Here is a 23,804-nt window from a genome sequence, read left to right as displayed (position 1 = left end):
CGGCCCTGGGGGACCAGCGATCACCCGGGCGCTGTCGCGCTCCGGGCGCAGGCGGGGGGCTTCGCTGCCCCCACGGCATATCGCGCTGATCACGGGCACCAGGCTATCGCCCTTGACCGGGGCGCCGTCATGGGCCGCATGTGTACAAATACGGGGTACCAACTTTGACACTCTGGACAGCGACACGGACGCCCGTCGCAGGCTCACGGCCCCGCCCGGCACGGAAGCGCTCGCCGACGCACCCTCGCCGACGCGCGCCGACCGGGACGACACTGGTCCACAGGACGACACTGGTCGACAGGTGGACAGACCGACCCACTCTCTCCGGGAGCAGTCATGGCAGCCAAGGTTCTGATCGTCACCGGCGACGCCGCCGAGTCGCTGGAAGTGCTCTACCCGTACCAGCGCCTGCGCGAGGAGGGTTACGAGGTCCATATCGCCGCTCCGACCCGTAAGAAGCTTCAGTTCGTGGTCCATGACTTCGAGCCCGGCTTCGACACCTACACCGAGAAGCCCGGCTACACCTGGCCCGCCGATCTGGCCTTCGCCGAGGTCGACGCGACGCAGTACGCGGCCCTGGTCATCCCGGGCGGCCGTGCCCCCGAGTATCTGCGGGGCGACCCGGAGCTGCGCAAGATCCTCAAGTCCTTCTTCGACGCCGACAAGCCCGTCGCCCAGATCTGTCACGGGCCACTGCTGACGGCCGCGATCGGCGAGCTGGCCGGCCGCCGGGTGACGGCCTATCCGGCGCTGGAGCTGGACATGCAGGCGGCCGGGGCCACTTTCCAGGACACGGAGGCGGTGGTGGACGGCACGCTCGTCTCGTCCCGCGCCTGGCCCGACCACTCGGCCTGGATGCGCGAGTTCCTCACCGTGCTGCGCGCGAAGGCCCCGGTGACCTGACGGGCGGAGCCCCGGTGAACCCGGCGAGGTGACGCGACCGCGCGCCCGCCGGGGCCAGGCCCGGAGCCGGCCGGGGACAGGCCCGGAGCCGGGTGCACTCCCGACGGTGCCCGGCTCTCGGCCGTCCCGCGGCCGTCCTGCGGCCGTCGCCCGACTGGCCCCCGGTCGTCCCCGCCGGACTCTCCCGCGTCAGGCCGTCAGGCCGTCAGGCCGTCAGGCCGTCAGACGCCGCGCCGTCTCGACCGCCTCCGCGAGCGTGTCCACCACCGGTACGCCCACCGCCTCCAGGCTGGCCCGGCTGTTCGAGCCCCCCGTGTACAGCACGGCACACGCGCCGACATGCGCCGCCGCCAGCGCGTCGTCGACCGCGTCACCGATCACCACCGTCCGCTCGGCGGATATCGCGCCCGCCGACGCCAGCGCGGTCAGATGCCGCTCCATGTGCACCGCCTTGCTGCCACCGGACGGCCCCGTCCTGCCGTCGACGCGGACGAAGTGGCTCTCGATCCCGTACCCCCGCACCACCGGGACCAGTTGCTCGTGCCCGTACATGCTCAGCAACGACTGGCTGTCCCCGGCCAGCCGCCACTGCGACAGCAGTTCCTCGACGCCCTCCGTGAGCCCGCAGCCGGTCCGCCGCTCCGTGTAGTGCCGGTGGAAGGTCTCGTCCATGACGGCCCACTCGGCGTCGCTCGGCAGGCGGCCCATCAGCCGCTCGTAGAACTTCGGGACCGGGACGCAGTACAGCTCGCGGTAGGTGTCCAGCGTGATGGACGCCAGCCCTATTTCCGCGAAGGCCGCGTTGGTGGCCCCGATGACCGCCTGGATGTCATCGAGGAGGGTGCCGTTCCAGTCCCAGACCAGATGCGTGTTCTGCTTCCCCATGCCGAAAACGGTACCGGCCGGGTCCGACAACGGCCCCGCCGGAACCCCGCGGACCCCTGTGACCTGCGAGGGATCACCAACCCGGGGCACGACCCGGGCGAGGGCCGCCGTCGGCCGCTCAGCCGATCAGGTTCGGGATCTCCTGGACGCCGTACCAGAGCAGTTCGTGGTCCTCCGCGCCGTCCACCGTGAACTGCGCGTCGTCGTCCCCGTGGTCGGCCGCGCCCAGCGCCGCCGCCGCGGCCGACACATCGGCGTCCGCCTCGTCGGAGTCGACGTGCACCGCCGCCGCCTTCGACAGCGCGATCGAGTCGGCGATCCGCACCTCGCCGAGGCCCGCGTCGTCCAGTCCGCGGTCGGGATCCGACACGGCCTCCCTGTCCGGCACATCGGCCGCCACGACCACCCTGCGGCGCCCGGCCGCCGGATCGGCGGCGAGCAGCCGGAGCGAGGCGGCGGCGGCGCGGTTGAGGGCCGCGTACTCCAGTTCCTCGATGTCGTCGGAGACGTACCACTCGCGCAGCCCGGGGGTCACGGCGTACGCGGTCAGCGGTCCCGGTCCCAGCTCACCCGTCTTGTGCGCCTCAGCGAGACCAGGAAGGGTCAGGGGGACGTAGACGCGCATGGCTGGCCGCTTTCGTAGTCGGGAGAGCACCTAAGGATACGTGCGGGAGTCCCTCTTCGGGGTGACGCTCATGGAGCCCCCAGACGTCCACCGGGAACCGCACGCCACCTCGCCGCCGGGCCCCGTATCGTCCGCCGATCACTCTGATAGGTGATTTCGGCTCCGCGCGCTCCGTGTCCGCACGGGCCTTGCGGGCGTCCCCCAAGGGCACGTAAAAGATCCCCCAACAGAAGTTACCGACCGGTATCCCGACCGGCCGGGCAGAACGGGGGCGATCTGCGTGAACACGACCAGTACCACCACGGCGACCGGCACCACCGCTCCGAGCGGTACCGCCGCTCAGAGCCGCAGCACCGCTCAGAACCGCACCACCACGGGGACAAGCACGGGAACAGGCACAGGAACCGGCGCGGGGACAGGCGCGACGCGGAGCCGGACCACCGCCGCCGCGAGGCCGCCCGGCCGGCGCGACCAGCGCAGGCCGGGTGCCGTACGCCCGCAGCGGCGCCCGCACCTCCCGCCGCCGCACGAACTCTTCGCGGAGCGCCTGCTCGCCGTCCTCAGCGGCCACCGTCCCGTGCACTGGATGCTCGGCCAGACCATCGGCGAGGCGTACGACCAGCTCGTCCGGCTCGCGCCCGGCACCCCGCTCCGGGCACGGGGCGCCCGTCCCGTCATCCGTACCTGCCGCGCCTTCCAGCCGCGCCCGGGAGCGGTCGAGGCCGCCGCCAGCATCTCCGCGGGCGATCAGGTGCGCGCCATGGCCTTCCGGCTGGAACAGGGCGCCGACCTGCGCTGGCGCTGCGCCGCGGTCGAGCTCGGCGGAGACCGGACAGGAGACCGCACATGAGGGCGGGCCGGGGCGCGCACTCGCTGTGCGCCCCGGCCCGCCCTCGTCCGTCGTACTGTGCCTCCGGCGGAGGCTTACTTCTTGCGGCGACGCCCGCCGCTCGTGCCCTTCTGGGCCTTGCGCCGCTCGGCGCGCGTCATCCCGTCCGACGTCGACCGCGTCGGACCCTCGGCGCTCTGGAAGTCGCCCTCGACGATGCCGCCCTCGCCGTCCACCGTGGGAGCGGAGAAGTGCAGCCGGTCGGGCCGCTGCGGCGCGTCGAGACCCTTCGCGCGGATCTCCGGACGGGAGGTGCCCGCGGGCACCGCGTCGTCCTTCTTGGCGAGCGAGGGACGCTCGGCCGCGTCCTGCACCGGAACCTCCTCGACCTGCTGCTCGACCTGGACCTCCAGGTTGAACAGATAGCCGACGGACTCCTCCTTGATGCCGTCCATCATGGCGTTGAACATGTCGAAGCCCTCGCGCTGGTACTCGACCAGCGGGTCCTTCTGCGCCATGGCACGCAGGCCGATGCCCTCCTGGAGGTAGTCCATCTCGTAGAGGTGCTCGCGCCACTTGCGGTCCAGGACGGACAGCACCACGCGCCGCTCCAGCTCGCGCATGATGTCCGAACCGAGCTGGTTCTCGCGCTCCTCGTACTGGGCGTAGATGTCGTCCTTGACGGACTCCGCGATGAACTCGGCGGTGATCCCGGCGCGGTCGCCCGTCGCCTCCTCCAGCTCGTCCACCGTGACCTTCGTCGGGTAGAGCTGTTTGAAGGCTCCCCACAGCCGGTCGAGGTCCCACTCCTCGGCGAAGCCCTCGACGGTCTCCGCCTGGATGTACGCGTCGATCGTGTCGTCCATGAAGTGGCGCACCTGCTCCTGCAGGTCCTCGCCCTCCAGGACGCGGCGGCGCTCGCCGTAGATGACCTCACGCTGCCGGTTGAGCACCTCGTCGTACTTCAGGACGTTCTTGCGCGTCTCGAAGTTCTGCTGCTCGACCTGGGACTGGGCGGAGGCGATGGCGCGCGTCACCATCTTGTTCTCGATCGGGACGTCGTCCGGCACGTTGGCCATGGCCATCACGCGCTCGACCATCTGCGCCTTGAACAGCCGCATCAGGTCGTCGCCGAGGGAGAGGTAGAAGCGGGACTCGCCGGGGTCGCCCTGACGTCCTGAACGACCGCGCAGCTGGTTGTCGATACGGCGCGACTCGTGCCGCTCGGTGCCCAGGACGTACAGCCCGCCGAGGTCCTTGACCTCCTCGAACTCCGCCTTCACCGCCTGCTCGGCCTTCTCCAGCGCGGCCGGCAGGGCGGCGGCCCACTCCTCGACGTGCTCGACGGGGTCCAGGCCGCGCTGGCGCAGCTCCGCCTCCGCGAGATCGTCGGGGTTGCCGCCGAGCTTGATGTCCGTACCGCGTCCCGCCATGTTCGTGGCGACGGTGACGGCGCCCTTGCGGCCGGCCTGGGCGACGATCGTCGCCTCCCGGTCGTGCTGCTTGGCGTTGAGCACCTCGTGCTGGACACCGCGCTTGTTGAGCTGCTGCGAGAGGTACTCGGACTTCTCGACCGAGGTGGTGCCGACCAGGATCGGCTGCCCCTTCTCGTGCTTCTCCGCGATGTCGTCCACGACCGCCGCGAACTTGGCGACCTCGGTGCGGTAGATCAGGTCGGACTGGTCCATACGGACCATGGGCCGGTTCGTCGGGATCGGCACGACGCCCAGCTTGTAGATCTGGTGGAACTCGGCGGCCTCGGTCATGGCCGTACCGGTCATGCCGGAGAGCTTGCCGTAGAGGCGGAAGAAGTTCTGGAGGGTGATCGTGGCGAGGGTCTGGTTCTCGTCCTTGATGTCCACCCCTTCCTTCGCCTCGATCGCCTGGTGCATGCCCTCGTTGTAGCGGCGGCCGGCGAGGATACGGCCGGTGTGCTCGTCGACGATCATGACCTCGCCGTCGATGACGACGTAGTCCTTGTCGTTCTTGAACAGTTCCTTGGCCTTGATGGCGTTGTTCAGATAACCGACGAGCGGGGTGTTCACCGACTCGTACAGGTTGTCGATGCCCAGCCAGTCCTCGACCTTGGACACACCGGGCTCATGAATGGCCACGGTGCGCTTCTTCTCGTCGACCTCGTAGTCGCCGGTCTCCTCGATGCCCTTGAGCGGGTTGCCCGCCTCGCCCCTCGTCAGCCGGGTGACCAGCTTGGCGAAGTCGCCGTACCACTTGGTGGCCTGGTCGGCGGGGCCGGAGATGATCAGCGGCGTACGGGCCTCGTCCACGAGGATCGAGTCGACCTCGTCGACGATGGCGTAGTTGTGGCCGCGCTGGACCAGCTCCTCCTGGGACCACGCCATGTTGTCGCGCAGGTAGTCGAACCCGAACTCGTTGTTCGTGCCGTACGTGATGTCGCAGGCGTACTGCTCACGGCGCTGCGCGGGCGACATGTTCGCCAGGATGCAGCCGACGTCGAGGTCCAGGAACTTGTGGACGCGGCCCATCATCTCGGAGTCGCGCTCGGCCAGGTAGTCGTTCACCGTGATCAGGTGGACGCCCTTGCCCGACAGCGCGTTGAGATACGCGGGCAGCGTGCCGACGAGGGTCTTGCCCTCACCGGTCTTCATCTCGGCGACATAGCCGAGGTGCAGGGCGGCGCCGCCCATCAGCTGCACGTCGTAGTGACGCTGGCCGAGGACGCGCTTGGCCGCCTCGCGGACGGTCGCGAAAGCCTCGGGGAGCAGGTCGTCAAGGCTCTCACCGTCGGCGTACCGCTCTTTGTACTCGGCGGTGAGCGCCCTCAACTCGGCGTCGGAGAGGGTTACGAAATCCTCTTCGATGGAGTTGACCTGGTCCGCGATGCGGTGCAGTTTGCGCAGGATCTTGCCTTCGCCTGCACGCATGAGCTTGTTGAAGACGGACACTGAGGTTGGTCTCCTTGCCGGTCGGGCCTGGCACGTGGGTCGGATACGGACACGGGCGCGGGCACGGCAGGCGGGCCCCACCGCAACGGCCATCGTAAGCGAGGACCCGCCCGCGCCGGGAGGGCCGAGGTCACGCGGGCCCGCCGACACCCGCAAGGAGAACGCTCGGAACCCGTGGAAGGTGCCGGTGAGACGGGAAAAGCACTCGTGCCGGGGGACCCGGCTCAGCAGAATCCGGCTATGGAACCCGTCACTCTCACCACCGAGCGCCTGCTGCTGCGCCCCCTCACCCCGGATGACGTCGACGACGTCCTCGCGGCCTGCCAGGACCCCGAGATCCAGCGGTGGGTCCCGATTCCCACACCGTACGAGCGGCAGCACGCGGAGCACTTCGTCACACGGATGGTCCCGGACGGCTGGCGGACGGCGACCAACTGCACCTTCGCCATGGTGCCCGGAGGCGGGGGTCCGGTGATGGGCGCGGTCAACGCGCACTGTCAGTCGGGCACCTGGGAGGTCGGCTACTGGACGGCGAGGGAGCACCGCGGCCGGGGCTATACGGCCGAAGCCGCGCGGGCGGTGGCCCACTGGGCCTTCACGGCACTGGGCGCGCAGCGCCTGGAGTGGCGCGCCGAGGTCGGCAACGCGGGCTCGCGCGCCGTCGCGGAGAAGGCCGGTTTCGCGATGGAGGGCGTGCTGCGCGCCGCCCTGCTCCACAGGGACACGCTGCGGGACATGTGGATAGGCGCGCTGCTCCCGTCCGATCTGGGGCTGCCGGGTGCCCAGCCGTACCTGCCCGCCCAGGAGAGGCATGTGCCGGCGGGCGCCTGAGCGCGGCCACCGGGACCGGGATGCGCCCGCGCGGACCTGACTGTCAGTGCCGCGGTCTATCGTGCGGTTCATGACGACTGTGCCGCCCGCCACCACCGAGCTGTCCGCCGACGAAGCCCGCCGGATAGCGCTGCGCGCCCAGGGGTTCCTCGGCGCCCCCGACCGGCGCGGGGGCGTGCGGGGCGTGCTGCGCCATCTCGGAGCCGTCCAGCTGGACACGATCTCGGTGCTGGCGCGGTCGCACGAACTGATTCCGTACGCGCGCCTGGGCGCCGTCGGCCGCAGGACGGTCGAGGACGCGTACTGGACCCCGGCCCCGGCCGGTACGTCACCGTCGCGGCCGCACGCCTTCGAGTACTGGTCGCACGCGGCGTGCATCCTGCCGGTCGAGGAGTGGCCGCACTTCGCCTTCCGCAGGCGCGCCTACCGCGCCCGGCCGCACTGGCACCACGAGCTGGCGGACGGCGCGTACGACACGGTGATCAAGCAGCTTGCCTCGGAGGGCCCGCTGACCGCCACGGAGCTGGGCGGCGCCAAGAACGGCGGGCCGTGGTGGGACTGGTCCGAGGCGAAGGTCGCCGTCGAGCGCGCGCTCATGTACGGCGAGGTGGTGTGCACCGAGCGGCGCGGCTGGAAGCGGGTCTACGACCTCGCGGAGCGGGCCGTCCCGGACGAGTTCCTCCATGACGATCTGGATGACAGGGAGTGCCTGCGCCGCCTCGTACGGCTCGCGGGCCAGTCGCTCGGGGTCGGTACGCGCGCCGACATCGCCGACTACCACCGGCTCAAGGGCGAGCAGGTCGACGCCGTGCTCGCGGACTCGGGGCTGGTGCCGGTGACGGTCGAGGGCTGGGGGAAACCGGCCTGGGCCGACCCGGAGGCGCTGGCGACCGCACCGAGGGGGCGGCACCGCACGACGCTGCTGTCGCCCTTCGACTCCCTCATCTGGGAGCGGGCCCGCACGGAGCGGATCTTCGGCTTCACCCACCGGCTGGAGGCGTACGTCCCCAAGCCCAAGCGGGTGTACGGCTACTTCGCGATGCCGCTGCTGTCCGGGGGGAAGCTGCTGGGCCGTGTGGACCCGGCGCGCGAGGGGAAGACGCTCGTGGCGAAGCATGTGTCCCTGGAGTCCCCCAGGGCAGTGCCCGCGATGGCCCAGGCCCTGCGGGAGGCGGCGGAGTGGGTCGGCTGCTCGGACGTGCGGGTGGAGCGGGTCGACTCGCCCGCGCTGCGCGGCCCGCTGGCGGACGCGCTCACCGCGCTCTGAGCGGCGCCGCCGGGTCCGAACGCGTCGCCGGGTCCGCCCGCCCGGATGCCGTCCTGCCCGGATAGCGTCAGCGGATTTCGAGGATCTTCTCCCGCATCGCATAGACCACGGCTTCCATCCGGGAGTGCAGTTGCAGCTTCTCCAGGATGTTGCGGACGTGGTTCTTCACCGTGTTCTCGGAGATGAACAACTCCTTGGCGATATCACGGTTGTTCATTCCCGTGGCGACCAGCTTGAGGACTTCCAGTTCGCGGTCGGTGAGGCGCGGCGCCGGAACGAGCCTGCGTTCGTCCGTACGCTGAATCATCGATTTGAACTCGGTCAGCAGTTTGGACGCCATCGACGGGCTGATCTGTGACTGTCCGTCGGCCACGGCGCGGATCGCGGTGGCCACTTCATCGGTGGAGATCTCCTTGAGGAGATAGCCGGTGGCGCCCGCCTTGATCGCGTCGTAGAGGTCGGCCTCCTCGTCACTGATCGTGAGCATGATGATCTTGGCACTGGGAGCCACCTCCTTGATGGAGGTACAGGCCTCGATCCCGCCGCGCTTGGGCATCCGTACATCCATCAGCACGATGTCCGGCAGCAGATCGGCGGCCTTGTCGACGGCCTCCGCGCCGTCCCCAGCCTCTCCGACGACCTGGATGTCCTCCTCCTGGGCGAGGACGATCTCCAGTCCGCGGCGGAAGAGGGCGTGGTCGTCCACGACGAGGACCCGGATCGGCTCCCTCGGGGAGTCGCCCCGTTCCGCGGCGGCATCGGATCCGGCGCCGCCGATCGTGTCGTCGGCATCGTTCGCGTGATGCACCGGACCGAAGCTGTCCGCCATCGTTCCCTCCCCTGGAGGCCACGGCCCGAATGTGCCGGGGCCGGCCAACCGCAGTTCGCGGGCCACGTGTTGGCCGCGACGCCATGATTTCATGCCCGGACGCCGAAGCGATGGCCCTTGGGGGCGCACAGCGGTGCCCCTGAGGCCGCGAAGGGCGCTCAGGGGCACCACGGGGGCATGGATTCCGGACGTATTCCGGCCGGATTCCGGCGGTCCCGGCCGGTGCGTCAACCGCCGAGGGCACCGCCCGCGCCGCCCGCTTCCGATCCGGCGAACGGGTCCGTCCTGAGATGAATGACGCCGTAGTCGTAGGCATGGCGCCGGTAGACGACGCTGGGTTCCTTGGTGTCGGAATCGACGAACAGATAGAAGTCGTGCCCGACCAGCTCCATTTCGTAGAGCGCCTGATCGAGCGTCATCGGTGCGGCGACATGGGTCTTCTCCCGCACCACGAGCGGTCCTTCGCCCTGCACCTCGAGAGAGCCGATCATCGTGGTGGGAACCGCCTGTGCCGCCTCCTCCGCCGCGGTCTCGCCATTCGCGTTCAACTGGGCGACCCCAGGAACGACCTCGACGACCTCGGCTGCCGACAACCGGCCGTTCCCCCGGCGGTTGTGGCGCTTCTCGTGCTGCTTGCGCAGCCGGGCCTCCAGCTTGCCGGTGGCCAGATCCAGCGCCGCGTACGGATCGGCCGCGGCCGCCTCCGCGCGGATCACGGGGCCGCGGGAGTGGAGCGTGATCTCCACCCGGTCGCACCGGTCGGCCTGCCGCGGATTGTGCTCCTTGGACACCTCGACGTCGAGGCTGATCACCTTGCCGTCGAGCTTCTGGATCTTGTCCAGCTTCAGCTTCTCGGCCACGTGCTTGCGGAACCGCTCGGGCACCTCTGTCTTGCGGCCCTTGACGACGATGTCCACGCAGAACTCCGTTCCCGGATCACTCCGCCTCGCTGCGGAGTTACTCCCTGTTGCACCAGGCCCCGGTAATCACCGGAGCCTCGGACTTGGCGACTTTCACCTCCTCCTCCCCCATCGGCGTGATCCCCATCCCCCGAACTTCCAAGGTTCTGAAAAACGCCGACGCAACACGGGGTATTCAGCGAGTCATGACTCGCGCCACTCCTCATATCCGAACATAGACCTCCCGGACGGGTGTCGGCACCCGCTACCGGTACGTATCTCTGTTCAGTTGATTTCCTGCCCTCTTTGCCAGGAACGATGCACGCCTCCGGTCAGTTCCGATTTATTTCGAAGGAGAGGGGCGGCGCGGCGACAACTGCCGCGCTCACCCGGCCGCATCGCGGAATGCCGGGGCCGGTCGCGGCACGCAGTGCCCTCGCCGCCTCGACGAGCGAGGCGCCCGTCGTCATGAGATCGTCCACCAGCACCACCCTGCCGCCCTCCAGCAGCCTCGCGCCCCCGACGGCGACCTCCAGCGCCCCCGACAGGTTCGCCAGCCTCTGACGGGCGCCGAGGCCCGTCTGGTCGGCCACCGCGCGCCGCTGCCGCAGCACCGGAAGGACCCGGCACGGCCTGTCACCGCGCCGCAGCTCACCGGCGGCGGCCAGCGCGATCCTGCGGGCCGCGTCATGTCCCCGTGCCCCGACCGCACGGCGCGTGGACGGCACCGGCACCAGCAGCAGCGGACCGACCCCCGTGCCCGACGGCGCGGCGGCCTGTACGGCCCCGGCCAGCGCCCGCCCCAGCGGCGCCGCCATCCCGAGCGCCCCGCGCTCCTTGTGCGCCAGCAGCACGGCCCGTACAGCGTCCTCGTACGGCGCCGCGGCGTGGACGGCCGGCAATCCCACGGGCTCCGGCGCGGGCCGCACCCGGCACGGCCAGGTGCCGTAAAGGGCCCGTCCGCAGTCCTCGCACAGAGGTGTCCTGGGGCTCCCGCAGCCGCCACAGGCGACCGGCAGCACCAGGCCGGTGATCTCGCGCCACCACGCCCGCATGACAACCACTGTGCCAACGACGAGGGCACCCGGCCACCCCTGTGGACAACTCGGTCAGGCAAAGATCCGGTTCGCTCCGGCACACCCCCGGGCGCCCGCTCCCGCGCGCGTCCGCGACGCCGCGACCGGCCGCGTACGCCTCTCCCGGCGGCTGCCCCGTATCAGCCGGGGTACACGGGCGACGAGCCCACCTCGACCATCGTCTGCCAGTTCCCCCCGGAGGGCAGCCGGACGATCCCGGCGTCGTCGGAGTCGGCGACCAGCGGCTGCCGGTCGTCGTTCGCCGCCGCGATCGCGGTCACCTGGTTCAGACCGGGCAGCACGCCCGCGGCCGACGTCGATCCATCGGTCTGGATGTAGCGCACCTGCTGCACACCACCGGACTCCTTGCCGACCACCACCAGTCGGCTCGGCCCCGCCCAGGACACCGCGGTCACCGTCTCCATCTGTGGTGCCACCGACTGGAGTTGCGCCACGGACACCGTCGGATCGGCCGCCGGGCCGCTCCGCTCCACCCGCCCGATCCGCAGCGTGGTCCGTCCGCCCTCGGACACCAGCAGGGCGATGCGTACGCCGTCCGCCGACACCCGCAGCCCCTGGATACGCCCGTCACCGAGCCCGTCGACCGTGACCGGCAGCGGCGTACCGGTGCCCTCCGCGAACCTCAGCAGCCGCGGCTTGCCGGGGTCGCGGTCCGCGATCCACAGATCGCCGTGCCCGTCCCAGCTCGGCGGCGACAGCCGGCTGCGGGCCGGACCGTCGCTGGACACCAGCGCGGGAGCCAGCTCGCCGTCCGACAGTATGGAAGACACATAGAGCGACTTGGCGTCCTCCGTGACACCCGCCGCGCGCTTCTCGTCACGGGCCACCGCGACCGAACCGAGCTTCACGCCGCCACTGCCGAACGGTCCGATGACATGCGACCGGTCGGCGGCCTCGTCGACGCCCGCCTGCAGCAGCGACAGCCGCCCGTGGTCGTCGACGAAATACGGGCTGTCGGGCCGGCCGGTGGTGCGGTCGGGCGCGAACTCCTCGGCCTGGTCGCCGCTGAGCACACAGAGCGAGGACCCGTCGGCCAGCAGCTCGACCTGCCCGACCGGTGTGGACGTGAGATCCCGCAGGGTGAAGAGCAGTTGCGCCGCCATCTTCCGGCACTGCGTACGGCCCGCCTTGGACGCCTTGTCGTTCAGCGGCACCTTGAGGGCGTTGCGGTCGTCGAACTCCAGCGACCTGGTGCCCTTCTGGAGCGCCGTCCCGCGAGGGAAGGGCGAGTCGACCACCGGCTTCAGCCAGTTCGTCGGCCCGTCGAGCAGCACCTTGACCGCCTGGGTCACCGGATCCATCCGGGTCGTGGGGTCTATTCGCTGACGGATGTAGACGGGGTCGGCGACCAGCCAGTTCTCCCCCGACGCGAAGTAATACTTATTGACCGAACGGTAGTTGCGCTGGAAGTCCGACTCACCGAGCACCAGCCCCTGCGGCAGGCTGTCGATGCGCCACTCCTTGGCGCCCCCGGCGTTCTGCCGGACCAGCCTGATCTCTCCGGCGTACTCGCTCGGTTCGGTCGGCTGATAGGCGTGTACGGAGTCGACATCCGCGATCCGGTCGCCGTACAGCGGGTAGGTGAGGGTGGAGGAGGCGGTGCCGGAGAGTTCCTTCGGGCCCGCGGGGTCGGGAGCGGCGCGCAGCACCGTCGTACCGGCGCCCGGCTGCCAGTACTCCGAGGCCTTCTTCGTCAGATACTTCCTGGCCATCGCGAAGTCGGGATCGTCACTGGTCATGGCTTCGAGGAAGCCGTTGACGATCTCGTCGGGCTCCGCCTTCTCCCGGGGCGGCACGGCATACACCCGCACCTGGGACTCACCGGGCGGCGATGCCTTGACCGGCTCGACATCGCCGCTGTCGGGAATCGCCGCGCACCCGGTCAGCAGCGCGGCGACGGCCGTGAGCAGCACCGGCGTCCGGACCGCGCTCCCCGGCCGACGGCGACGGCGATCAGCGCCCACGAATGGTGTCCTCCCGCTCCGGAGCCAGGTGTGCAGAGTGATCGGAGCGATCGGATTCGCTCTCGGACGGTCGTTCCCCCGTGGCACGCGCCACCACCCGCGCGCCGCTGCCGGGCAGAGCCGCCGGGTCCACCGTCGCGGTCGTACGGGGCGGGGCGGGCACACCGGGTGCTCCGGCCGGCGCGGAACGGTCCGCACCCGGCTGGAGCGGCACACTGGCCAGCCGCTGCGCGGTCTCCTTGAGGTCCTGTCCGCCACCGCGCTCGCGGTTGCGCCGGGAGTCCTCGGGCTCCAGCGGTATGGGCGAGCCGCGCAGCGCCTCGTCCGCCGTGCGCGGCAGCGTCAGCCGGAACTGGGAGCCGCCGCCCGGCTCTCCCCACGCCTGGAGCCAGCCGCCGTGCAGCCGGGCGTCCTCGACGGCGATCGACAGCCCGAGACCGGTCCCCCCGGTCGTCCTGGCACGGGCGGGATCGGCCCGCCAGAAGCGGTTGAACACCCGCGTCGCCTCGCCGGGCTTGAGCCCCACGCCGTAGTCGCGCACGGCGATCGCGACCGCCCCGCCCGCCGCGCCCAGCCGTACGACGACATCCCGTCCCTCGCCGTGCTCGACGGCGTTGACGACGAGATTGCGCAGCACCCGCTCGACCCGGCGCGCGTCGGCCTCGGCGACGACCGGCTGCTCGTCCCCGAGGACCCGGATCCTGCTGCCCTTGCGCTCCGCCAGCGGCTCGGCGCCGCCGATCACCCGCCGCACCACTTCGCGCAGGTCTATCGGCTCGGCCTCCAGCGCCGCCGCGCCCGCGTCGAAACGGCTGATCTCCAGTAGATCCGACAGCAGCGACTCGAAGCGGTCCAGCTGGTCACCGAGCAGTTCGGCCGAGCGTGCCGTCACCGGATCGAAGTCGCCGCGTGCCTCATGGATGACGTCGGCGGCCATCCGCACCGTCGTCAGAGGCGTGCGCAGCTCGTGCGAGACATCGGAGACGAAGCGCCGCTGCATCCTGGAGAGCTCCTCCAGCTGCTGGATCTTGAGCTGGAGGTTCTGCGCCATCTTGTTGAAGGCTTCACCGAGACGGGCGATGTCGTCCTCGCCCGTGACCTTCATCCGCTCCTGGAGGCGGCCGGTGGAGAGCCGCTCGGCGATCCCCGCGGCCATCCGTACGGGCGTCACGACCTGCCGTACCACCAGCCAGGCGATCGCCCCGAGCAGCACGACCACGAAGAGCCCGGCCGTGGCGAGCGTGCCCTTCACCAGGTTGAGCGACTGCCCCTCCTGCGTCAGCGGAAATATGTAGTACAGCTCGTACGCGTTACGGTCCACATCGTTCAGCCGCTTGCCGATGATCAGCCCCGGCTCCGGCGCCCGAGCCTCGGTGGCCCCGGTGTATTTGATCTGGGCGTACGCCTGGAACGCCCCGGTCCCCTGCGCGACCGCCGCCCGCAGATCCGCGGGAACACTGGCGAAGTCCACCCCGCCCGAGACGCGCGGCGCCCGGCTCGTGGACACGGCGTCCGCCGCGTCGGGGCTCAGCGCCACCACGTTGAACGCGCCCGGACCGCCACTGGCCAGCTGCTCGACGAGGTCGGACCGCCAGTTGACGGAGTTCCTCCCCGATCTGCCGTTCGTCCCGTCGCCCTCCCGGGCCCCGGGCGCCGCCGGAGCGTCGGCCTTCTCCTTCGCCACGGTGAACCCGCCGGCCGCCTGGCTCTGGGCGGCCTTCTCCTTGGCCTCCAGCAGACCGTTGCGGACCTGGCCGAAGACCACGAACCCCAGCAGCAGCACCACACCGAGCGACATCAGCAGCGTGGCCGCGACGACCCTCAGCTGGATGTTGCGCCGCCACAGCCGTACGGCGGGCAGCAGCGGACGCCGCACCCAGCGCACCAGGAGCCGCAGCACCGGTCCGCCGGGCGAGCCGTCCTGAAGCAGCCTGCCGCTCTGGAACAGCCGGACGAACCGGGCCAGCGCATGGCCCGGCCCGGCAGCCCGCCCCGCACGGACTCCCGGCTCACCGGGCTTCGGAGCAGCGCTGCCGCCGGTCATGTCAGCTCGGTCCCGCCTTGTAACCGACCCCGCGGACGGTCACCACGATCTCGGGCCGCTCGGGGTCCTTCTCGACCTTGGAGCGCAGCCGCTGCACATGCACATTGACCAGCCGGGTGTCCGCGGCGTGCCGGTATCCCCACACCTGCTCGAGAAGCACCTCACGGGTGAACACCTGCCACGGCTTACGGGCGAGCGCGACCAGCAGGTCGAACTCCAGCGGAGTCAGGGCGATGGACTGCCCCTCCCGCTTCACCGAGTGACCCGCCACATCGATGACCAGGTCACCTATGGCCAGCTGCTCCGGCGCCGGCTCCTCGGACCTGCGCAGCCGCGCCCTGATACGCGCCACCAGCTCCTTCGGCTTGAACGGCTTGACGATGTAGTCATCGGCCCCGGACTCCAGCCCGACCACCACATCGACCGTGTCGCTCTTGGCCGTGAGCATGACGATGGGCACGCCGGACTCGGCCCTGATCAGCCGGCACACCTCGATACCGTCCCGGCCGGGCAGCATCAGATCCAGCAGCACCAGATCCGGCTTCGCCTCACGGAAAGCGGCGAGTGCCTTGTCACCGTCCGCTACGAACGACGGCTCGAAACCTTCACCACGCAGCACAATGCCGAGCATCTCGGCCAGTGCGGTGTCGTCATCGACGACAAGGACACGTCCCTTCATATCGACATCATCCCATTTTCATTTCCGTTGCGTAGACAGGCGTGACCCACCTCACTGAGCAGCGGCAACGTGCACCGATGTCCGTCAGTGACCGTCGCTGTCCGCTGTCATTGATGTCAACCACTGATGTCAAGCTCGTCCCCCATCGATCCGGCCATGGCCGGCAACCAAAGTGCCCGCTGCGGCCATCCCCGTCTCCCGTCGTCAGCACACGGTAGTGGAGCAGACGGGTCCACAGGGTGTTCCGACCGAGCGCGACGCGAGACAGCCCGGCCGTGGTCACCAGGATCGACGCCCCGGAGATCGGCTTTCCGGGCCTCGATACGTCCAGTAGCGGGGAGACCCTCCGCCTCGCGATCGCACGCACCGGACGGCGTCACTCTGAGGACACGACCTACCGGCTGCGGCCACGCAAGCGGCGCAGGCGGCGCACTCGCGACACAGCCCAGATCCCGACCCCGATGACCGGGAGCACGACCAGCGACATCCTCACGATGGCGACGACGCCCCCGAGGAGAAACGCGAACAGCAACCCCCATATCGACGGATCCGGTTCCATGGCCTGCCTTCTCGTGTGTGGTCACGCGACGCCGCTCCGGCGACGACGCATATGCCGAACCTGCCGGTTCCGCGACGCGACGGGGGAACATCGACCTGGACAACCGCGTCTCGTGATCGCGGCTGTTCGGACAGCTCGACCGGCTGCTCCGGCAACCGGCTCGGATCGGGCGGTGGAAAGCCGCCCACCGGCCGGACGCCGATCCGGACGGATGTCACCGAAGGACGCCATGGCCCCTCTCCCCGCCCGCAGCAGCGCAGGTCGAGGGGCCGTTCCGTCGCTCAGCGCGCCTGCCGGGACCGGGCGCAGAGCTCCGCGATTCCGTCCCCGGTCACCGGGGACAGCGCGCCGTACTCGGTGACGATCGCCGTCACCAGTTCCGGAGGGGTGACATCGAAGGCAGGGTTGAACGCCTGCGTTCCCAGCGGTGCCACCGGCATCCCGCCTCCCGCCTCCGCTCCCGCCACCGCAGTCCGCGGCGGCGTGAGCTCCGTCACTTCCTGTCCCGGCCGCTGCTCCACTTCGATCGACGCCCCGTCCGGGGTGTCGAGATCGATCGTCGTGGTCGGGGCGACCACGACGAACGGCACATGGTGGTACCCGGCCAGTACGGCGAGCGGATAACTCCCCACCTTGTTCGCCACCGATCCGTCGGCCGCGATCCGGTCCGCCCCGATCAGGACGGCGTCCACTTCGCCCGCCGCGAAGAGCGAACCCGCCGCGTTGTCCGTGAGCAATGTGTACGCCATCCCGTTGCGAGCCGCCTCGTACGCCGTCAGCCGGGCACCCTGGAGAAGCGGACGGGTCTCGTCCACCCACAGGCGCCGCAGCCGGCCGGCCCGGTGGGCCGACAACGCCACGGCGAACGCGGTGCCCTCCCCACCCGAGACGAGCGCCCCGGTATTGCAGTGGGTCAGGATCCTGTGACCGCCACCCGGCAGCAGTTCATCGAGGAGCGAAAGCCCGAACGCCGCCATCTGGGCGCTGGCCTCGGCATCTTCGCGGTGAAGCCGCCTGGCCTCGGCGAGAGCCGCGGCCCCCGCCTGCTCCGGACCGGCGCCCTTGCCGACAGCGGTCCGGTACGCGTCATGCGCCCGTCGCACCCCGTAGCCGAGGTTCACCGCGGTGGGCCGCGCCCCGGCCAGCCGCTCCGCCGCGTCCTCCACGTCGAAGCCCCGTACCGCGGCCAGCGCCACCCCGTACGCGCCCGCGATGCCCAGCAGCGGCGCCCCGCGTACCGCCAGTGCCCTGATCGCCCGCACCAGAGCCGGTACGTCCGTGCAGACCAACTCGGTCTCCTCGGCCGGAAGTCTCGTCTGGTCGAGAAGTACGAGTACGGGCCCTTCCGGCGGCTCGTCCCAGCGGATCGAGGGAAGCATGGGCGGCCCGGAACCGGCCCGGGTTCGTGCGTACTGATCAGCCATCCGCTCAGTCTGCCCGCTACGGCACGGACAATGAAGGCGAGGAAGGAGCCAAGAAGGAGATACAGCCCCCGGTCCGCCGGGGCACGACGCGTGGCACGATGGCTGCCAGCCCGCCGCCCCGCTCCGCGGACAGGCGCTGTCGAAGTGCCGGCTCGACGAGCAGGCCCCGCAACCACACCACGAGGTGGACGACCGTGAACGACACTCCGGGCTGGGCCTCGCCCGGATCCGCCCCGTCCGACGGCCAGGACTCCGGTGTCCCCGGGCCCGCCGCGCCCGCAGACGACACCGGCTCCTCCTCGAAGTGGTCCGCGGCCCAGCCGCCGCCCGGTCAGTGGTCCCCGCCGAGCGCTCCCGGCACAGGACCCGCCATTCCCCGGCCCACGCAGGGCTGGGGCGGGTCCGCCCGGGGCGGCGGTCCCGGTCACGGCTGGGGCCCGCCGCCCGCCGCCAAGCCGGGCGTCATCCCGCTCCGGCCTCTCGGGGTCGGCGAGATCCTCGACGGCGCCGTCTCCACCATGCGCACCCACTGGCGGGTGGTGCTCAGCGTCGCCCTCGCCGTCGCCGTGGTCTCCCAGATCAGCGACATCCTCTTCCGCCGCTACCTGCTCCCGGAGCCGGTCGAACTCGACCCGAACGCGACCCCGTCGGAACTCCTCAGCCAGACCGCCGACTCGCTCTCGTCCACCCTCGTATCCGAACTCCCGTCGCTCGCCATCCTGGTGATCGCCACCCTGTTCACCACGGCGGTGCTCACCGTCGTGATCAGCCGGTCCGTACTGGGGCGCCCCGTCACCCTCTCGGAAGCCTGGAACGAGGCCCGTCCCCGGCTCCCGCAACTGCTGGGCCTGACCCTGCTGCTGCCGCTGATAAGCGCCGCCATCATGACCGTGGCGATCCTCCCCGGCCTGCTGATGGGCTCCGTCGGAGGGGCCGCGCTCACCGCGCTCGGCGGCATGGCCGGCCTCGTCGTCATCGTGTGGCTGATGGTCCGCTTCAGCCTCGCCTCCCCGGCGCTCATGCTGGAACGCCAGAGCGTGCTGTCCGCCATGCGCCGCTCCGCCAAGCTCGTCACGGGAGCCTGGTGGCGCACATTCGGCGTGCTGCTCCTTACGCTGCTGATTTCCTTCTTGATCTCCCTGATCATCGCCATCCCGTTCGTCATCATCGCCACCGCGGTGGACAGCGAGGGTCTCGCCGGTCTGTACTCCGGCAACGGCCCGGACTACGGCTGGCCGTACCTGATCGTCACCGGCATCGGCTCGGTGATCGCCTCCACGATCACCTATCCGATCTCCGCCGGCGTGACCGTGCTCCTCTACATCGACCAGCGCATCCGGCGCGAGGCCCTCGACCTCGAACTGGCACGGGCCGCGGGCGTGGCGGGCTACGGCACACAGCCCCCGGGCCACGGCTCCCCGGGGAACTGACGCGGTGTCCACCACGGGGGCAGCGGCCGTCGCACGGCAGGTGATCCGCGCGGACGACGGCATACCGGTGGACACCCCTCGTGCTCCCGCCCGCGAAGCGGCGGAGCGGGAGCTGTCCAGGCCGATGTACCACGAGAACGACCCGAACCTCCTCCAGCGCGCGCTCAACCGCTTCTGGGAGTGGGTCGGCGACCTCTTCGACTCCGCCTCCGGCGTGGCCCCCGGCGGCCCGCTCGGTCTCCTCGTCATCGCGCTGATCGTGGTCGCCCTCCTGGCCGCCCTCTGGTGGCGACTGGGCACCCCGCGCCGCATACCCGGAACAGCGCGCACGCTCTTCGACACGAGCCCCCTCAGCGCGGCGGAACACCGCGCCACCGCGGAAACACACGCCGCCGCCGGACGCTGGAGCCAGGCCGCCCAGGAACGCATGCGCGCCATCGTCCGCTCCCTGGAGGAACGCGCCCTGCTCGATCCCCGCCCCGGCCGCACCGCCGACGAGGCCGCCTCCGAAGCCGGCCGCCCCCTCCCCGGCCACGCGACCCGACTGCGCACGGCCGCCAGGGAATTCGACGACATCACATACGGAGGCCGGACCGCCGACGAGGACACATACCGTCGGCTGAGCGCACTCGATCTCGATCTGGAAAGCGCGAAGCCGCAGCTGAGCACCGCCTCCGGAGGAACGGCCGAGTGACCTCCACGATCAGCTCCTCCTCGCTCTCCCCCACCACCCGACAGGTCTGGACCCGCAGCCGCGGAGTGGTCCTCGCGCTCGTCCTTCTGCTCGCGGCCGGAATCACCATGGCCGCCCTCAGCTCCGGTGACCAGCACGGACGCCTCGACCCGCGCTCCGCCGACCCATTCGGCAGCCGCGCCGTGGCCGAACTCCTCAAGGACCGGGGAGTCTCCGTCGAACCCGTCACCACGCTGGACGACGCCACCGCCGCGGCCGGTCCCGACACCACGCTCCTCGTCACCAACCCCGACCTGCTGACGGAACATCAGCAGCGCTCCCTGCGTACCGCGACGGCGTCCTCGGGAGGCCGCACCGTTCTGCTCGGCGCCGGCCCGCCCTCCGTCGGCACCCTGGTGCCCGGCGTCCGTACGAACGTCCCCGCGCCGGTGTCGGCACGAGCCCCGCGCTGCTCGCTGCCCGCCGCCGACCGCGCGGGCACCGCCGACATCGGCGGGGAGCGGTACGTCACCGACACCGCCGACATCGACGCCTGCTACATGAGCGACGGCGTGCCGACCCTGGTCAGGATCAGGGACACCGGCACGGAAGCCGGTGACACCGTTCTCCTCGGCTCTCCCGATATCCTGTACAACGACCGCCTCGACCAACGCGGCAACGCGTCGCTGGCCCTTCAGCTCCTCGGCTCCCGGCCTCATCTCGTCTGGTACCTCCCCTCGCTCAGTGATGGATCCGCCGCCGAGACCGGCGGCGACAGTGACTTCCTCGGCCTCATCCCCTCCGGCTGGCTCTGGGGCGCCTTCCAGCTCTTCCTGGCCGCGGTGCTCGCCGCCGTCTGGCGTGCCCGCAGGCTGGGCCCACTCGTGGCCGAACGGCTCCCTGTCGCCATCCGGGCCTCGGAGTCCACCGAGGGCCGTGCCCGCCTCTACCGCAAGGCGAACGCCAGGGACCACGCCGCCGCGGCCCTGCGCTCGGCGACCCGCGACCGCCTCGCGCCCCTCCTCGCCGTGCCACCGGCCGACGCACACTCCCCCGACGTCCTGATCCCCGCCGTCTCCGCACGGCTCCCGGACACCACCCTGGATCCGCGCACCCTGCTCTTCGGTCCGGCGCCGACCGACGATGCCGCTCTTGTCCGCCTCGCGGACCAACTCGACGCCCTCGAAAGAGAGGTACGCACCTCATGAGTGCCCCGACCGCACAGAACGCCGCGAACACCGATGACGCCGGGAACCCCGACAGCGCCCGCGCTTCCCTGGAGGCCCTGCGCACGGAGATCGCGAAGGCGGTGGTCGGCCAGGACCCCGCCGTCACCGGGCTTGTGGTCGCCCTGCTCTGCCGGGGGCACGTGCTCCTCGAAGGAGTCCCCGGCGTCGCGAAGACCCTCCTCGTACGGGCACTCGCCGCGTCCCTCGAACTCGACACCAAGCGCGTCCAGTTCACCCCCGACCTCATGCCGAGCGACATCACCGGCTCCCTCGTCTACGACGCGAGAACCGCGGAGTTCTCCTTCCAGCCAGGTCCCGTCTTCACCCATCTGCTCCTGGCCGACGAGATCAACCGCACGCCGCCCAAGACCCAGTCGGCGCTGCTGGAGGCAATGGAGGAGCGACAGGTCACGGTCGACGGCACCCCGCGCGCGCTGCCCGACCCGTTCCTGGTGGCCGCCACCCAGAACCCGGTCGAGTACGAAGGCACGTACCCCCTCCCCGAGGCTCAGCTCGACCGATTCCTCCTGAAACTGACCGTCCCGCTGCCGTCCCGCGAGGACGAGGTCAGTGTCCTGACTCGCCACGCGCAGGGCTTCAACCCGCGTGACCTCCAGGCCGCAGGGGTACGGCCCGTTGCCGGGCCCGCCGACCTGGAAGCGGCACGCGCCGCGGTCGCGAGGACAACCGTCACCCCCGAGATCGCGGGCTATGTCGTCGATATCTGCCGTGCCACTCGTGAATCCCCCTCACTCGCACTCGGCGTCTCCCCACGAGGCGCCACCGCCCTGCTCTCCACCGCTCGCGCCTGGGCCTGGCTCACCGGCCGGGACTACGTCACCCCCGACGATGTGAAAGCCCTGGCCCTCCCCACACTCCGCCATCGCGTCCAACTCCGGCCCGAGGCCGAGATGGAGGGCGTCACGACCGACTCCGTCATCACCGCGATACTCGCCCATGTCCCCGTCCCCCGATGAGACGGTGAACTCTCGTGGCCCTCACCGGACGAACCGCACTGCTCGCGGCCCTCGGCTCACTCCCCGTCGGCCTCTTCGCCCCCAGCTGGGCGGGCATCCTTGCCGTCAACGCCCCGCTCTCGCTAGCAATTCTGTGCGACTACGCCCTCGCCGCACCAGTGCGAACGCTCCGATTCACCCGAAGTGGTGATACGTCAGTTCGACTCGGTGACGGCGCCGAGGTCCATCTCACCGTCACGAACCCCTCGGGCCGAAGCCTGCGCGCCCATCTCCGCGACGCCTGGCCGCCCAGCAGCTGGCTCCCCGGCACCGAGCCGACGGCATCACGCCACGAGGTGCTCGTGCCCGCAGGCGAGCGCCGACGGCTGACCACGGTGCTCCGCCCCACTCGCCGCGGCGACCGGCGTGCTGAACGGATCACGGTGCGCTCATTCGGGCCCATGGGTCTGGCAACCCGCCAGGGCCACCACGAAGTCCCTTGGACCGTGCGAGTGCTGCCGCCCTTCCACAGCCGCAAGCACCTGCCCTCCCGACTCGCCCGCCTGAGAGAACTCGACGGCCGAGCGAGCCTGCTGACCCGCGGCGAGGGCACCGAGTTCGACAGCCTCCGCGCGTACGTTCCCGGTGACGACACCCGGTCCATCGACTGGCGGGCCACCGCACGCCAGTCCGCCGTGGCCGTACGGACCTGGCGTCCCGAACGGGACCGGCACATCCTCGTCGTGCTCGACACCGGCCGCACCTCGGCCGGCCGGGTCGGCGATGTCCCCCGTCTCGACGCGGCCATGGACGCCACACTGCTCCTCGCCGCGCTCGCCTCGCGAGCAGGTGATCGACTGGACCTCCTCGCCTACGACCGCCGCACGCGCGCCCAGGTCAGGGGCTACGCGGCGGGGGACGTTCTGCCCGCACTGGTGAACGCGCTGGCCCCGCTCGAACCGGAGCTCGTGGAGACGGACACGCGCGGCCTCGCCGCGGCCACGCTCAAGAACGCCTCACGCCGCTCCCTCATCGTGCTGCTCACCACCCTCGACGCCGCATCCGTCGAGGAGGGGCTCCTCCCGGTCCTGCCTCAGTTGACCCGACGCCATACGGTCCTGGTGGCGTCCGTCGCGGATCCTCACGTCGAGAAGATGAGCCGGGAGCGGGGCACAGTGGACGCGATCTACGAAGCCGCCGCCGGCACACAGGCACAGGCTCAGCGACGTCGTACGGCAGAACAATTGCAGCGCTATGGCGTCACTGTCGTGGATGCCACCCCGGAGAACCTCGCGCCGGCCCTCGCGGACGCGTATCTGGCACTCAAGGCCGCAGGACGTCTCTGAGAACGACGCACGGCTACAGCCCTGTAATGGGCCGCCCCAATTGAACCGGCGGCCCATTACAGGCCGCTGCCTCAAGATATGGACCCACAACGCAGAAATGCCCCGCACCAAAGGTGCGGGGCATTCCCATCAAAAATTGTTCGGCGGCGTCCTACTCTCCCACAGGGTCCCCCCTGCAGTACCATCGGCGCTGTGAGGCTTAGCTTCCGGGTTCGGAATGTAACCGGGCGTTTCCCTCACGCAATGACCACCGAAACACTATGAAGATATCGAACCACTCCGGATGACAACACGGCCGTTCGTTACTTCAGAACTAACACAGTGGACGCGAGCAACTGAGGACAAGCCCTCGGCCTATTAGTACCGGTCAACTCCACCAGTCACCTGGCTTCCATATCCGGCCTATCAACC

The 23,804-nt window shown here is 70.6% G+C and carries 18 protein-coding genes, 1 rRNA gene and 1 pseudogene; 9 read left to right on the top strand and 11 right to left on the bottom strand.

Annotated elements, in window-relative coordinates; genetic code table 11:
• The first annotated feature begins 336 nt into the window (after window positions 1-336).
• Window positions 337-903, top strand: coding sequence for a DJ-1/PfpI family protein (locus ACIOGX_RS05490; protein WP_356508770.1), 567 nt, complete (start codon window positions 337-339; stop codon window positions 901-903).
• 213 nt (window positions 904-1,116) lie between these two features.
• Here ACIOGX_RS05490 and ACIOGX_RS05485 read toward each other — a convergent pair whose 3' ends face one another.
• Both ACIOGX_RS05485 and ACIOGX_RS05480 read right to left on the bottom strand, forming a co-directional pair.
• Window positions 1,117-1,788 carry an HAD family hydrolase gene (locus ACIOGX_RS05485; protein WP_401910604.1) on the bottom strand — a complete coding sequence of 224 codons (672 nt, stop codon included), beginning with the start codon at window positions 1,786-1,788 and terminating at the stop codon, window positions 1,117-1,119.
• A gap of 118 nt (window positions 1,789-1,906) precedes the next feature.
• A complete protein-coding gene (locus ACIOGX_RS05480; protein ID WP_356508774.1) occupies window positions 1,907-2,413 on the bottom strand; it encodes a DUF6912 family protein in 507 nt (168 codons plus the stop codon).
• 436 nt (window positions 2,414-2,849) lie between these two features.
• On the opposite strand from ACIOGX_RS05480, the pseudogene ACIOGX_RS05475 reads away from it, so the two are divergent.
• Window positions 2,850-3,263: pseudogene (locus tag ACIOGX_RS05475) on the top strand (Rv3235 family protein); the annotation flags it as partial.
• 74 nt (window positions 3,264-3,337) lie between these two features.
• Here ACIOGX_RS05475 and secA read toward each other — a convergent pair.
• Window positions 3,338-6,166, bottom strand: coding sequence for a preprotein translocase subunit SecA (gene secA / locus ACIOGX_RS05470; RefSeq protein WP_356508776.1), 2,829 nt, complete (start codon window positions 6,164-6,166; stop codon window positions 3,338-3,340).
• 240 nt (window positions 6,167-6,406) lie between these two features.
• Here secA and ACIOGX_RS05465 point away from each other — a divergent pair, with 240 nt between their 5' ends.
• Together ACIOGX_RS05465 and ACIOGX_RS05460 are read left to right on the top strand one after the other, a co-directional pair.
• Window positions 6,407-6,997 (top strand): GNAT family N-acetyltransferase, encoded by a 591-nt coding sequence (locus ACIOGX_RS05465; protein WP_401910600.1) that lies wholly within the window; start codon window positions 6,407-6,409, stop codon window positions 6,995-6,997.
• A 70-nt stretch (window positions 6,998-7,067) separates the two neighbouring features.
• Entirely contained in the window at window positions 7,068-8,264 is a 1,197-nt protein-coding gene (locus ACIOGX_RS05460) for a winged helix-turn-helix domain-containing protein (protein ID WP_401910598.1), read from the top strand.
• Window positions 8,265-8,331: 67 nt separating this feature from the next.
• Here ACIOGX_RS05460 and ACIOGX_RS05455 read toward each other — a convergent pair whose 3' ends face one another.
• The 7 genes from ACIOGX_RS05455 to mtnA form a co-directional block, all read right to left on the bottom strand.
• Window positions 8,332-9,093, bottom strand: coding sequence for a response regulator transcription factor (locus ACIOGX_RS05455; RefSeq protein WP_129769387.1), 762 nt, complete (start codon window positions 9,091-9,093; stop codon window positions 8,332-8,334).
• A gap of 227 nt (window positions 9,094-9,320) precedes the next feature.
• A complete protein-coding gene (gene hpf, locus ACIOGX_RS05450) occupies window positions 9,321-10,010 on the bottom strand; it encodes a ribosome hibernation-promoting factor, HPF/YfiA family (RefSeq protein ID WP_356508782.1) in 690 nt (229 codons plus the stop codon).
• 314 nt (window positions 10,011-10,324) lie between these two features.
• Window positions 10,325-11,047: a ComF family protein gene (locus ACIOGX_RS05445; protein WP_356508784.1), complete on the bottom strand. Its 723-nt coding sequence runs from the start codon at window positions 11,045-11,047 to the stop codon at window positions 10,325-10,327.
• A gap of 161 nt (window positions 11,048-11,208) precedes the next feature.
• Entirely contained in the window at window positions 11,209-13,053 is a 1,845-nt protein-coding gene (locus ACIOGX_RS05440; protein ID WP_383975039.1) for an LpqB family beta-propeller domain-containing protein, read from the bottom strand.
• Window positions 13,043-15,097 carry an MtrAB system histidine kinase MtrB gene (mtrB, locus tag ACIOGX_RS05435; protein WP_401910594.1) on the bottom strand — a complete coding sequence of 685 codons (2,055 nt, stop codon included), beginning with the start codon at window positions 15,095-15,097 and terminating at the stop codon, window positions 13,043-13,045. Before mtrB ends, ACIOGX_RS05440 begins: the two co-directional genes overlap by 11 nt.
• A gap of 1 nt (window position 15,098) precedes the next feature.
• Window positions 15,099-15,776 carry a two-component system response regulator MtrA gene (mtrA, locus tag ACIOGX_RS05430; protein ID WP_005486885.1) on the bottom strand — a complete coding sequence of 226 codons (678 nt, stop codon included), beginning with the start codon at window positions 15,774-15,776 and terminating at the stop codon, window positions 15,099-15,101.
• An 840-nt stretch (window positions 15,777-16,616) separates the two neighbouring features.
• Complete coding sequence (gene mtnA / locus ACIOGX_RS05425) at window positions 16,617-17,759, bottom strand: S-methyl-5-thioribose-1-phosphate isomerase (RefSeq protein ID WP_401910589.1); 1,143 nt, start codon at window positions 17,757-17,759, stop codon at window positions 16,617-16,619.
• A gap of 194 nt (window positions 17,760-17,953) precedes the next feature.
• Between mtnA and ACIOGX_RS05420 the strand changes: the two genes are divergently transcribed.
• From ACIOGX_RS05420 to ACIOGX_RS05400, 5 genes are read left to right on the top strand one after another with little or no spacing between them, the layout of a single operon-like run.
• On the top strand, window positions 17,954-19,189 hold the full coding sequence (locus tag ACIOGX_RS05420; RefSeq protein ID WP_401910586.1) for a hypothetical protein: 1,236 nt from the start codon (window positions 17,954-17,956) through the stop codon (window positions 19,187-19,189).
• Between the two features lie 4 nt (window positions 19,190-19,193).
• Window positions 19,194-19,883 carry a DUF4129 domain-containing protein gene (locus ACIOGX_RS05415; protein WP_401910583.1) on the top strand — a complete coding sequence of 230 codons (690 nt, stop codon included), beginning with the start codon at window positions 19,194-19,196 and terminating at the stop codon, window positions 19,881-19,883.
• Window positions 19,880-21,070, top strand: coding sequence for a DUF4350 domain-containing protein (locus ACIOGX_RS05410; protein ID WP_401910581.1), 1,191 nt, complete (start codon window positions 19,880-19,882; stop codon window positions 21,068-21,070). The genes ACIOGX_RS05415 and ACIOGX_RS05410 overlap by 4 nt, the downstream gene beginning before the upstream one ends.
• Window positions 21,067-22,068 carry a MoxR family ATPase gene (locus tag ACIOGX_RS05405; RefSeq protein WP_356508796.1) on the top strand — a complete coding sequence of 334 codons (1,002 nt, stop codon included), beginning with the start codon at window positions 21,067-21,069 and terminating at the stop codon, window positions 22,066-22,068. The genes ACIOGX_RS05410 and ACIOGX_RS05405 overlap by 4 nt, the downstream gene beginning before the upstream one ends.
• A 14-nt stretch (window positions 22,069-22,082) precedes the next feature.
• Window positions 22,083-23,393 carry a DUF58 domain-containing protein gene (locus tag ACIOGX_RS05400; RefSeq protein WP_401910578.1) on the top strand — a complete coding sequence of 437 codons (1,311 nt, stop codon included), beginning with the start codon at window positions 22,083-22,085 and terminating at the stop codon, window positions 23,391-23,393.
• 138 nt (window positions 23,394-23,531) lie between these two features.
• Here the strand turns inward: ACIOGX_RS05400 and rrf are convergent.
• Window positions 23,532-23,648, bottom strand: a 5S ribosomal RNA gene (gene rrf / locus ACIOGX_RS05395).
• Window positions 23,649-23,804 lie beyond the last annotated feature (156 nt).

The organism is Streptomyces sp. NPDC088147, from assembly GCF_044741565.1.
Taxonomy (GTDB): domain Bacteria; phylum Actinomycetota; class Actinomycetes; order Streptomycetales; family Streptomycetaceae; genus Streptomyces.
Note: the sequence above shows the minus strand (reverse complement) of the source record. Positions and strands in the feature narration are given on the sequence as shown.